Raw genomic sequence first — 13,277 nt, 5'->3', positions numbered from 1 at the left:
CGCCGTACTGGTTTAAAGTTAATCCACTATAGAAAGTTTAAACTTAATTAACCTATGAAGAAGCCGAGAATAAGAAAAACGACCGATACGCTGTATCGGTCGTTTTTTACGAATACCTGCTAAATTAGAACCAAGCTTTGATCAAAGCGGCAGTACCTGCGATACCGCCAATCAAGCCGACTGCATTGGCTGCGGTACCCATTGCGCCGTTGACTTGGTCACGTTTGTCTTGACGTTTTTCGCGTTCCAATGCCAACTCTTCTGAAACATTGGTACGTTGACGGCGGTGTTGTTCCAGCTCGGCACGGGAGAGTTGTGCAGATTCGCGGTTGCGGCCAGCTTTGATGGCTGCGGAATCGCTACCGATAGCCAAATCGCCTACGGAGCCTCCGGGCGCAGAGCAACCGGTGATAACGAAAGAAGTCAGGAGCAGGGCTGCGATTTTATTTTTCATGATGTTACCTGTTTGAAATATAAGTATTAGGAATCCAATAATCCGTAAGGACCGGTGATCAGTGAAGGATGTAGATGCGGTTGTTGCGGTTTGCGCGGTTGATAGCGTCGGCTTCATCCATCATTTCTTGACGGCGCTCGCGGCGGCGCTCTGCACGTTCTGCACGTTCGTCAGCTTGAACGCGGCGGGAGTCGGCACGCATGGTGGCTTCTTGTTCATAGGATGGTGAGTAGTGCATATGGCCGTAAGTACAGCCGGTAAGCGCACCAATCAGAGCAGTCAGTAAAATAGCTTGTTTTAACATAGGTAATAATCTCAGATGAAAAGAAGGGCTGGTGAAAAATTTTCTGTATATTATTTTAATCTTATGGAATTTACAAGTTAAAACTTCTGTCGTAATTCAAAAAAGTATATTAACGAATGTTTTGGAATTTATTTCATATATGGAAGAAACAAATCAAATCGTTTTTTGCAATGAAACTGTATGACAATATTGGGTTTTATGGAAGTTCCTCGATAAATTATTACTTGGAAAACTTATTTAAATCTTACGAAAAAAGAATTTCAGAGATTAAATGAGAAATACTTAGGTTTGCTGCTGAAACAACGAAAAAGATGTCTACTATTTAGAATATTATGATAATAGAAATTTTCCCGCCGTTTTGTCAGCATGTCTTTAGAGTCATCAATCAAAATTTTGGGATAAGTCAAACTAAGCAGGGAAATTCTGGTCTGAAGGGTTGTTTTCTCTGAATTATGGGAAACATTCAATCTTATTTATATTAAGATTCGGTTTATTGTAAACAGGCGAATTGTGTCATGAGCGAACATTTGGAAGAGCAGGCTGTAGGCTTGGGTATTGATTTGGGTTTCCACGACATCGGTGGAATTTATCATGCGACCAAGCCCGAGGTTTTGGAAGGGATTATTAAGGCTTTGCAGCAGGACGGTTTTTCAGACGACCTTTATGCGGATACTTTGGTCGCGCATGAAAACGGTCGGGAATCTTTGCAACTGCCTGCTGAGTTTCATGACGCGGCTGAAATTTGCTTGGAAGACGAAGCGGGCGGACGGCAGGTTTTGGTGTTGAGCCATGGCGAAGACGGCGCGCTTTGGGTTGCGCTGCCGGCTTTGGCTTGCGGCTATTACACTTTGTCTGCGGAAGTGGAAGGCGGCGTCCGCAAGGTGCGGCTGGTGGTTGCGCCGCAGTCGGTTTATCAGCCGAAAACGCTGGAACACGGTTTGCGCATGAACGGACTGACAACGCATCTGTACAGCCTGCGTTCGCAACGGAACTGGGGCATCGGGGATTTTACCGATTTGCTGGATTTGATGGCGTTTGCGGCGGATAAGCAACTGGATTTCGTCGGCATCAATCCGCTGCATGCGCTTTTCAGTGCCAAGCCTGCTTTTGCCAGCCCGTACAGCCCGTCTTCGCGCGAATGGCTCAATCCGATTTATCTGGATGTGGAAAAGGTCGGCGCGTTTACTTACAACGAAAAGCTGAAAAACTGGCTCAAGCAGCCGAATATCTGCCAGCGCATTGCGGCGTTGCGGATTACGGAAACCGTCGCTTATACGGCGGTTTGGGCGTTCAAGCGCGATGCTTTGCAGAGGGCGTTTGACGCGTTTGAAAACGACGGATGCGAAGCCGCCGAACAAGAGCGGGCGGCATTTGACGCCTTTGTCGAAGAACGCGGCTGGGCTTTGGAAGGCTTCGGTTTGTTTGAGGCGTTGGATCAGTATTACAACCGCTCCGGTGAAGTGGGTTGGCTGTCTTGGCCGGCGGAGTTTCATGATCCGCATGGTGAGGCAGTTCAAAGATTTGCACAGGGCCATCGCCGCGAAATCCGTTTTTATATGTGGCTGCAATGGCTTTGCGCGGAGCAGTTGCGCGAAGTGAACGAGACGGCTGCGGCGCGCAGCGTGAAGCTGGGGATTTACGGCGATTTGGCGGTCGGCGTAGCACGCGGCAGCGCGGACACTTGGCTTAACCGCGCCGATTACTGCATGGATATGGCGGTCGGTGCGCCGCCCGATCCATTCAGCCCGACGGGGCAAAACTGGGATTTGCCGCCGCTCAATCCGATGATGTTGAAGCACACGGGTTATGAGAAGTTCGTCCGCCTTTTGCGTGAAAATATGCGGCTTTACGGCATCTTGCGCATCGATCATGTGATGGCTTTGTGTCGTCTGTGGTGGGTTGCGGGCAAGACGGCGGACTTTGGCGCGTATGTGCATTACGACGCAGATGTGATGTTTGCCATCCTGGCTTTGGAAAGCCGGCGGAACCAATGCGTCGTTATCGGCGAGGATTTGGGGACGGTACCCGATCAGGCGCGGTATTTGCTGAACCGCTATCAGGTGTTTTCTTATAAGGTCGTGTATTTCAGCAAAGGCTGGCACGGCTTTGAGTTGCCCGAAGAATATCCCGAACAGGCGATTACGGTGGTCAGCACGCACGATGTCGCGCCCTTGGCAGGCTATTGGACGGGCAAGGATTTGGATTTGATGTTCCGCTTGGGTACGATTCCCGATGCGGAAACTTTTCAGACGACCTTGGAAGCGCGCGAACACGATAAGGCGGATTTGTTCGATAAGTTGAAACACGCAGGCTGCCTGCCTGCCGACGCCGAGATGTCGTCTGAAATTGATGAAACGCTGTTAACCGCCTTGCACTGGTATGCCGCCATGAGCCGCAGCAAACTGTATGCGGTGCAGCTGGAAAACCTGCTGGGCATGAGCGACAACCTGAATGTGCCGGGCGTTTCCGAGGGTTATCCTAACTGGGCGCGCAAAATGCCCGTCGCGCTTGAAGATTTTCCCCACAACCGCCTGATGGGCGGCCAACTTGCCATGATTGGAGAGGTACGCATGAAGAAAAACAGCCGGATGAAGCCTTATCACGAGCTTGACCAAGTCGAACGCGACACGGTCGAAAGCCTGTTTCTTGCCACCCACAGCGATTTGTTCGCCTATTTGGGACGACACCGCCTTGCCGAAGGCGACGAGGTCGTGCGGACCCTGATTCCGAACGCTTCGGGCGTGGATATTGTCAACCGAGAAAGCGGCGAGGTGATTACGTCGTCTGAAAAAGTCGATGAACGCGGATTCTTCGTTGCCGTGCTGCCCGAAGGCGCGCCCGACTATGCTTTGAACGTCCGTTATACCGAAGATGCCGAGCCTGTGCGCGAAGAAGACCCATACCGCTTCGGCTCCGCCTTGAAAGACATGGATTCTTGGTTGCTGGCGGAAGGCAAACACCTGCGTCCGTATGAAACTTTAGGCGCGCATTTTGCCGAAGTGGACGGCGTGAAAGGCGTCAGCTTTGCCGTATGGGCGCCGAACGCGCAGCGCGTATCCGTCATCGGCGAATTCAACCACTGGGACGGCCGCCGCCACGTCATGCGTTTCCACCGCGACAACGGCATTTGGGACATCTTCATCCCCGCCGTCAAACTCAACGCCCTCTACAAATTTGAAATCCGCGATGCCAACGGCAATGTTCGGCAAAAAACCGACCCGTATGCCTTTGGCGCAGAGTTGCGCCCGAATACCGCGTCTGTCGTGCGCGGTTTGCCGGAAAAGGTGGACACACCCGACTTCCGCGCCCGTGCCAACGCCATTGATGCGCCTATCAGCATTTATGAAGTGCATTTGGGTTCGTGGAAACGCAATCCCGAAAACAACTTCTGGCTGACTTACGAACAGCTTGCCAAAGACTTGGTAGCATACGTCAAAGACATGGGCTTCACCCATATCGAGTTCCTGCCCGTGTCCGAATATCCGTTTGACGGCTCGTGGGGCTATCAGGCGACAGGATTGTATGCGCCGACCAGCCGTTTCGGTTCGCCCGACGAATTGCGTGCCCTGATTAAAGCCGCCCACAACGAAGGCATCGGCGTCATTCTCGACTGGGTGGTCGGACACTTCCCGACCGACGACCACGGGCTTGCCAAGTTTGACGGTACCGCGCTGTACGAACACGCCGACCCGCGCGAAGGCTACCACCAAGACTGGAACACCCTGATTTACAACTTCGGCAGAAACGAAGTCAAAAACTTCCTGCAAGGCAATGCCCTGTATTGGATAGAGCGTTTCGGTTTCGACGGCATTCGCGTAGACGCCGTCGCCTCCATGATTTACCGCAACTACTCGCGCAAAGACGGTGAATGGATACCCAACCAATACGGCGGCCATGAAAACCTCGAAGCCATCGCCTTCCTGCGCGATACCAATACCATGCTGAAAGAGGTCGTCCCGTCTGCCACCGAAATCGCCGAAGAATCGACCTCGTTCGCCAACGTAACCCGCCAAGAAGGCTTGAACTTCAGTTACAAATGGAACATGGGCTGGATGAACGACACTTTGCGCTACATGATGGAAGACCCCATCAACCGCAAATACCACCACAACAAAATGACCTTCGGCATGATGTACCAATACAGCGAAAACTTCGTCCTGCCGCTCTCGCACGACGAAGTCGTACACGGCAAACGCTCGCTGCTCGGACGGATGCCCGGCGACTGCTGGCAGCAATTCGCCAACCTGCGCGCCTACTACGGCTTCATGTACGGCTTCCCCGGCAAAAAACTCCTGTTTATGGGCAACGAGTTCGCGCAAGGCAGAGAGTGGAACTACAACGAAGGACTGGATTGGTTCCTGCTCGACCAAGAAGGCGGCTGGCACAAAGGCGTACAAAACTTCGTGCGCGATTTGAACCGCGTCTATAAAGACACCGCGCCGCTTTACCAGCTCGACCAATGGCCGGAAGGCTTCGAATGGCTGGTTGCCGACGACGGCAACAATTCCGTCTTCGTCTTCGAACGCCGCGACCGCGAAGGCAACCGCGTCATCGTCATCAGCAACTTCACGCCCGTCGTCCACGACAGCTACCGCTTCGGCGTGAACGAAGCCGGCGAATACCGCGAAATCCTCAATTCAGACGACCCCGGCTACAACGGCAGCGGCGTATCCGCCGGACAAACCCTGCAGACCGAAGAAATCTGGTCGCACGGCAGACCCAACTCGCTCGCCGTCAAAGTCCCGCCGCTGGCAACGGTTTACCTCTACAAAGCCGCCGAGCCCAGGGCAACGGACTCAGCCGATCAGGCAGAAGGCGAAGCGTAAGCTTGAACTGAACTTGTTTTTGAACGCAGAAAGACAGCTTCAAACCAACCGCTTTGTCTGTTTCAGACGACCTTTTGAGATGAAGGGGTCGTCTGAAATTTTTTTGGGGGAACGAATAAGGTTTCGTCTTGTTATAGTGGGATTAAATTTAAATCAGGACAAGGCGACGAAGCTGTAGACAGTACAGATAGTACGGAACCGATTCACTTGGTGCTTCAGCACCTTAGAGAATCGTTCTCTTTGAGCTAAGGCGAGGCAACACGCCGTACTGGTTTAAATTTAGTCCACTATATTTTCATTTATGTTTGCTCAGCCGTTGTTACTCGGGCAAGAATGGCGGCAAACCGTCAGGCTTGCAGTTCAACGATACTGGGTTTTAAGGGTATTGGTTTATGTTAGTGCCTCCTTCAAATCGTCTAAAACCGTTTTTTCAGACGACCCATATCTTCTCAAAACAAATTTAACTATCGGATTTTAATGATAATTGGAAGATAGCTTGCATTGAAGGCGGGGGCGGTTTGTTATATAGTGAAATAAAAAAACAGACAGGATGACGGAATCGGGGCGTTTTGCGTGCTCATTATAGTGGATTAACTTTAAACCAGTACGGCGTTGCCTCGCCTTGCCGTACTATCTGTACTGTCCTGCGGCTTCGGCGCCTTGTCCTGATTTAAAGTTAATCCACTATAAAATAACGGTTGGTTGGCATTTGTATCGGCTCGGCTTGGGATGGGGCGTTGGTTTGCAACAGTAGCGTCTGAAGGCGGTCTGATATTTCAGAAGATTTTTGTTTCATTTGAGTCTTGGATATTTGTCCTATGACAACAATACAGGCAGATGAGGTGAAGATAATGAACGGTGTGACCAGTGCGCAATTTATTTCTGCAGGCATTCATTTTTATCCCAGATGCGGCTACAAGCGGCTGTCCGAGCAGGCGATCGCGGAGCATTTGAATTCGAATTTGGAAACGTTCAATAGGATGTTTGCCGATAAAGACGAATTCGTGAAGGCGATGTTGATTGAGTACAGCAATCGGGCTTTGGGGCGGGTGTCGTTCGATTTTGCCCAAAATATCGAAGATACGGAGCGGCTGTATCAGATTGTCTGGCGGCTGGCGGTAACGATACGCGAACATTTGGCGTGGATACACAGGATGCTGCTGGACAGCGAAGAAGGCGTGGATTTGATTACCAAAGCGTTGAAAAAGCAGCATAAGATGCTTGCCTGCGGGATGATTCAGCATATTAAGGCGTGCAACGGCAGGGAGGATGTGCCGGAACTGGCTCTGTTTAATCAGTTTGAGTTTCTCAACGGCGCGGTCATCTCGCCGATGATTATGAACACGCGCTACCGTATGCTGGGGATACTGACCGATGAGATGAACGGGCGGCATGAGGATTTGCTGACCGATTCGTCCATCCACCAAAGGATAGATTGGGCGTTTGCCGCGCTGTTTCCGCATTACCGCTCTAAGGCGCGTCCGTTTTGACGATTAAGGTGTAACGCAACATGAAAAAAGCTGTTATTGCTTCTCTTGCCGTCGCGCTGGCTGCGGGCGGCGTGTGGTATGTCCTTCAAAACCAAAAAGAAACCCTACCGGCATGGATTGCGCAATCCAACGGGCGGCTGGAGCTGAACCGCATTGATGTCGCCAGCCTGTATCCGGGGCGGGTGAAGGCGGTATTGGTGGAAGAGGGCGCGGACGTGAAAGAGGGCGATATTCTGGCGGAACTGTCGTCTGAAACCAGCAACAGCCGTTTGGAAGAAGCGCGGGCGGCAGAATTGCGGCAAGAAGAGGCGGTCGGGCGCGCCAAAGCCGCCGAAGCGCAGATGAAACAGACGGTTGCGCGCGCGCAGGCGAATGTGGACGCGAACAGGCAGCAGCTTCGTGTGGCGAAAATGGAGCTGGACAATGCGCGCAAATTGCTTGCCGACCAGCTGGTGTCGCAATCGGAAGTCACCAAGCGTCAGGCGGATTATGAACGCGCTGTCGCAGCGGTCAAAGCGGCAGAAGCGGCGCGGGACGAAGCGCGGGCGACGGTGGCGCAAAGTACCGCCGCGCAAGCGGAAGCGCGCGCCGGTGTGGAACAGGCGAGGGCGGCAGTCAAATCGGCCACATCCGCCAACGATGATATGAACATCCGCGCGCCGATAGCCGGCAGGGTGGAATACACCATTGCGGAAGCGGGCAACGTGGTCGCGGCGGGTTCGAAAGTGGTCAGCCTGCTTGATCCTGCCGATGTTTCGATGAATATTTTCCTGCCGACCGACAGCATGAGTCGTCTGAAAGTCAATGATGATGCGCGTATCCGTTTGGACGGCATTGACGCGGTGTTTCCCGCCAAAATCAAATTTATCGCGACGGACGCGCAATTTACGCCTAAGTCGGTGGAAACGGTCGATGAACGCGCGAAGCTGATGTTTAAAGTGAAATTGCAAGTGCCGCGCGAAACGGCGGTGAAATACAACCGCCTGCTGAAAGGCGGGCTGACGGGCAATGGTTTTGTAAAAACCGACGCTAAGGCGGCTTGGCCTGCCGATTTGGCGGTGAGGTTGCCGAATTAATAGCGCTCAAATTCGGACTACCTCAAGTTAAAACAAAGGTTTATGGCTGGAAGAGGTCGTCTGAAAACGGGATTTTGCTTTTCAGACGACCTCTTTCCCTTCAAGCATCACCACATTATAGTGGAATTAACATAAATCAGGACAAGGCGACGAAGCCGTAGACAGTACAGATAGTACGGAACCGATTCACTTGGTGCTTCAGCACCTTAGAGAATCGTTCTCTTTGAGCTAAGGAGAGGTAACGCCGTACTGGTTTAAAGTTAATCCACTATAAAAAGAACATCTATCCGGAAGCGCAGCCCGAAGCGTCTCCATCAAATCAGGACAAACAAAATGAAAACCAAAACATGGCGCATTGAAGAAGGTGCGCCTTATCCGATGGGCGTGTCGCTGACTGAGGAAGGGGCGAATTTTGCGCTGTTTTCCATCCATGCCGAAAAAGTCGAGCTGTGCCTCTTTGACAAGGGAAAGGAAACCCGTTTGGAAATGCCTTCGCGGCGCGGGTCGGTATTTTACGGCTTTGTGCCGGAGGTTAGGGCAGGGCAGCGGTATGGTTTTCGTGTTTACGGACGCGCTGATGCGCCGGGCGGCTCGTGTTTCAATCCAAACAAATTGTTGATTGACCCGTATTCCAAAAAAATCGATGGCAAACCGAGTTATCGGGACGAGGAGGAAATGGCATGGTTTCGTCCGGAAGACGGGCGGGACAATGCGGCGGTGGCGCCCAAAAGTGTGGTAGTGGGCGATGATGATTTTGATTGGGGCGGCGACCGCCGTCCGAACCATCCGTGGGGCAGGACGATAGTGTATGAAGCCCATGTGAAAGGGTTTACCAAGCAGTTCCCCGATTTGGAACACGCGGGAACGTATCAAGCGCTGACCGATCCGCGCGTGATTGATTATTTGAAAACTTTGGGCGTTACCGCCGTCGAGCTGCTGCCGGTACACCAGCATTTGGACGAATACCACTTGCAAAAAAAGGGCTTGAGCAATTATTGGGGCTACAACACTTATTCCCATTTTGCCGTCGAGCCGTCTTATGCCGCCGATGCCGAGCGTGCGGCAGAAGAATTGAAGCAGGCGGTCAAAGCCTTGCATCAGGCGGGCTTGGAAGTGATATTGGATGTCGTGTACAACCATACCGCCGAGCAGGATGAAAAAGGTCCGATGCTTTGCCAGCGCGGCATAGACAATGCTTTGTGGTATTGGCTGAAGCCCGACGGCAGCTATGAAAACTGGTCGGGCTGCGGCAATACGTTGAACATCGTCCGCCGCGACGTAACCCGTTGGGCGGCGGACAGCCTGCGCTATTGGGCGGAAACGTTTCATGTGGACGGTTTCCGCTTCGACTTGGGAACGGTATTGGGGCGCGAACCCGATTTTCAGGCTTACGGACGCTTTTTTCAGGTGGTGTACCAAGACCCCGTGTTGGCACGCTGCAAACTGATTGTCGAGGCGTGGGACATTGGCGAAGGCGGCTATCACTTGGGCAATTTCCCGCAGCCTTTTGCCGAGTGGAACGGACGTTTCCGCGACGATATGCGCGCGTTTTGGGTGTGGGAAAGCGGCAATTTAGGTGCGTTTGCCGAACGTCTGGCGGGGTCGTCTGATATTTTCAACCACAGCGGCCGTCATCCTTCCGCCAGCATCAATTTCATCACCGCACACGATGGTTTTACGCTGCGCGATTTGGTCAGCTACAACGAAAAACACAACCATGCCAACGGCGAAGACAACCGCGACGGGCATAACGAAAACATCAGCTATAACCACGGCATCGAGGGCGAAACCGAAGATGCGGCAATTTTGGAAGACCGCTCCTACACCGTCAAAGCCTTGCTTGCTTCGCTGTTCCTTGCCAACGGCACGCCCATGCTGCTGGCGGGTGACGAGTTCGGCAACAGCCAACAGGGGAACAACAATAGTTATTGTCAGGACAACCCGATTACTTGGCTGGATTGGCAGCAGGCGGACGAAGCGTTGCAAGGCTATACGCGCGATTTAATCCGCCTGCGCCAAGAAATCAAATTATTGGGCGATGATGTCTGGTGGAAACAAGAGCGCGTCCGCTGGCTCAATATTCAAGGCGAACCGATGAGCGAGCTTTGTTGGCACAACCGCGGCGCAAAAGCCATGCAGATCGTTTTGGATGATGAATGGCTGCTGTTGATCAATGCCAAGCGTAGTCAACAAATATTTAACCTGCCTCAAGGAAGTTGGCAGATTTCTTGCGTACCATCCGAGAAGTTTAATTACAATGCAGACGGCAAGCTGACAGTCGAACATATGGGTATTTGGATTTTGCAACGTAAAAATACATCGCCGAATATATGACATATGTCATTAATAAGATGTTTTTAAAAGAAACCCTATTATTTAAACTGCCTCAGTTATAATGTCGAAGATGAGTAATAAATTTACCTGCTTGACTTGCTTAACGGAACATAAAGGCATACGGCTTTTCAGACGACCTCAGACCGCCAAAAGATACAAATTCCCCGCTTCATCATCCCATCCCCAACAGAGAAAGGCTATCATGGCTAAGAAAAAACAACCCATTTCAGGTTTTGATTATGTCATGCCGAAACCGGATGCCGAAACCATCCGCAAGTCCATCGTCTATAAATTGATTTTCATTTTGGGCGTCGATCCGAAAGAGGCGACCGAACACCAATGGCTCAACGCCGCCATGCTCGCCGCGCGCGACCTGATTGCCGAAGACTTCCTGCAAACACGCCGCGCCCACATCGACAACGGCAAACGCATGGTTTACTACCTTTCCATGGAATTCCTGTTGGGACGCGCCTTCGTCAACGCTTTGATTAACGAAGGCGTGTATGCCGAATTTGAAGAGGCGTTCAAACAACTGGGTAAAGAGTTCGCCGACATCTGCGAACAAGAACAAGACCCCGGCTTGGGCAACGGCGGTTTGGGCCGCCTGGCCGCCTGCTTCCTCGACTCGCTCGCCACCTTGCGCATTCCCGCCATGGGCTACGGCATCCGCTATCAATACGGTATGTTCAAACAAGAAATCGTGGACGGCCAGCAGGTCGAAAAACCCGATTTGTGGCTCGACCAAGATTTGGCATGGCAAATCGGCCGCCCGAGCAAACAATACGCCGTCAGCTTCGGCGGACAGGTCATCAATATGGGTGACAAAAAAGAATGGCATCCGAGCGAAGAAATTTCCGCGATGGCATACGATGAAATCATTCCCGGCTACGGCGGCGACGTCGCCAACCCGTTGCGCCTGTGGACGGCTCACGCCGGTAACCGCTTCGACTTGGCAGACTTCAACCGCGGCGATTACGCTTCCGCAGTCCGTGCGCAAAACAGTGATGAAAATATCTCGCGCGTCCTCTATCCGAACGACTCCACCGACAGCGGCCGCGAACTGCGCCTGAAACAGGAATATTTCTTGGTTTCCGCATCCGTACAAGACATTGTGGCGCGCCACAAATGCCGTTTCCCCAGCATCAAAAACCTTGCCGACAAAGTCGCCATCCACCTGAACGATACCCACCCCGTGCTGGCGATTCCCGAGCTGATGCGCATCCTGATTGACGAAGAAGGCATCGCATGGACCGAAGCATGGAATATGTGCTGCAAGATTTTCTCTTACACCAACCACACCCTGATGAGCGAAGCCTTGGAAACTTGGCCGGTCGATTTGATGGGCCGCCTGCTGCCGCGCCATTTGGACATCATCTTTGAAATCAACGCCTACTTCCTGAACGCCCTGCGCGCCATCGGCAACTTCGACGACGACTTCGTCCGCCGCGTGTCCATCATCGATGAGAACAACGGCCGCCGTGTCCGCATGGCATGGCTGGCAGTCATCGGTTCGCACAAAGTCAACGGCGTGGCGAAAATCCACTCCGACCTGATGACCACTTCCATCTTCGCCGACTTTGCCAAAGTGTTCCCCGAACGTTTCACCAACGTGACCAACGGCGTAACCCCGCGCCGCTGGATCAACATTGCCAATCCGCCGCTGACCACCTTCCTCGACAAACATCTCGGCGAAGACGACTGGCGCCTGCATTTGGACAATCTGACCAAGCTCAACGAAAAAGTTGACGATGCAAGCGTGCAGGCAGAATTCGGCGCAGTGAAAAAAGCCGCCAAAGAACGCCTCGCCAAATACATCGAAACCGAATTGGGCATCAAGGTTAACACGGACGCGCTGTTTGACATTCAAATCAAACGCATCCACGAATACAAACGTCAGGCGTTGAACGTGATGCACATCGTCGACCGCTACAACAAAATCTTGGAAAACCCAGATTTCGACTGGCAGCCGCGCGTTTTCATCTTTGCCGGTAAAGCCGCATCCGCCTACTACATGGCGAAAAAAATCATCCGCCTGATTAACGACGTAGCGAAAACCATCAACAACGACGAACGCATCCGCGACCTGATTAAAGTCGTCTATATCCCGAATTACAGCGTCAGCCTCGCCCAAATCATCATCCCCGCCGCCGATTTGCACGAACAAATCTCATTGGCAGGCACAGAGGCATCGGGTACCAGCAACATGAAATTCGCCCTCAACGGCGCGCTCTGCATGGGTACGCTGGACGGCGCGAACGTTGAAATTCTGGAAAAAGTCGGCGCGGACAACTGCTTTATCTTCGGCAACACCGTCGAGCAAGTGGAAGAACTTCGCCGCAACGGCTACGATCCGCTGGGCTACATCGAACGCGATCACGACCTGCGCCGCGTCGTCAACCAAATCAGCAGCGGCACATTCTCCCCCGAAGAGCCGAACCGCTATAACGACGTCCTGCAACCTTACGGCGATTTCTATCAACTGATGGCGGATTTCCGCAGCTACATCGACACGCAATACAAAGCGGACGAACACTACCGCAATGTTGCCGCATGGCGAAGATCCGCATTGATCAACATCGCCAATATGGGCTTCTTCTCGTCCGACCGATCCATCGCCGACTACTGCCGCGATATTTGGTACATCAAGCCGCTGACTTTGAAAGAGCTGCCTAAGCACCAATTAGTTTGATATGAATGAAGCAGTAAACGAAACAGCCGATACGGGAAAGTATCGGCTGTTTTTGCTTGTATGGCTTAGTTCAAGGAGAACCCTGTAAGAAGGGTCGTCTGAAA

Annotated in this window: 7 protein-coding genes; 5 read left to right on the top strand and 2 right to left on the bottom strand. The window is 52.4% G+C overall.

Features of this window, described 5'->3' with window-relative positions:
- Positions 1 to 124 precede the first annotated feature (124 nt).
- Both HMPREF3277_RS12720 and HMPREF3277_RS12715 read right to left on the bottom strand, forming a co-directional pair.
- Positions 125 to 454, bottom strand: a complete 330-nt coding sequence (locus HMPREF3277_RS12720) for an NGK_0946 family protein (RefSeq protein ID WP_003761187.1) — start codon at positions 452 to 454, stop codon at positions 125 to 127.
- Positions 455 to 512: 58 nt separating this feature from the next.
- Entirely contained in the window at positions 513 to 758 is a 246-nt protein-coding gene (locus HMPREF3277_RS12715; RefSeq protein ID WP_003761186.1) for a hypothetical protein, read from the bottom strand.
- A gap of 515 nt (positions 759 to 1,273) precedes the next feature.
- Between HMPREF3277_RS12715 and glgB the strand changes: the two genes are divergently transcribed.
- From glgB to HMPREF3277_RS12690, 5 genes are all read left to right on the top strand, one after another.
- Positions 1,274 to 5,584: a 1,4-alpha-glucan branching protein GlgB gene (gene glgB / locus HMPREF3277_RS12710; RefSeq protein WP_070871329.1), complete on the top strand. Its 4,311-nt coding sequence runs from the start codon at positions 1,274 to 1,276 to the stop codon at positions 5,582 to 5,584.
- An 818-nt stretch (positions 5,585 to 6,402) separates the two neighbouring features.
- The gene (locus HMPREF3277_RS12705; RefSeq protein WP_003779018.1) at positions 6,403 to 7,074 is read left to right on the top strand and encodes a TetR/AcrR family transcriptional regulator; all 672 of its coding nucleotides are present in this window, start codon (positions 6,403 to 6,405) and stop codon (positions 7,072 to 7,074) included.
- 20 nt (positions 7,075 to 7,094) lie between these two features.
- Positions 7,095 to 8,150 (top strand): HlyD family secretion protein, encoded by a 1,056-nt coding sequence (locus HMPREF3277_RS12700; protein ID WP_070871328.1) that lies wholly within the window; start codon positions 7,095 to 7,097, stop codon positions 8,148 to 8,150.
- Between the two features lie 333 nt (positions 8,151 to 8,483).
- Positions 8,484 to 10,484, top strand: coding sequence for a glycogen debranching protein GlgX (gene glgX / locus HMPREF3277_RS12695; protein ID WP_070871327.1), 2,001 nt, complete (start codon positions 8,484 to 8,486; stop codon positions 10,482 to 10,484).
- Between the two features lie 202 nt (positions 10,485 to 10,686).
- Positions 10,687 to 13,173: a glycogen/starch/alpha-glucan phosphorylase gene (locus tag HMPREF3277_RS12690; RefSeq protein WP_070871326.1), complete on the top strand. Its 2,487-nt coding sequence runs from the start codon at positions 10,687 to 10,689 to the stop codon at positions 13,171 to 13,173.
- Positions 13,174 to 13,277: the final 104 nt, after the last annotated feature.

Source organism: Neisseria sp. HMSC70E02 (assembly GCF_001838645.1).
Taxonomy (GTDB): Bacteria; Pseudomonadota; Gammaproteobacteria; order Burkholderiales; family Neisseriaceae; genus Neisseria; species Neisseria macacae.
This window is presented reverse-complemented; position numbering and strand designations above follow the sequence as displayed.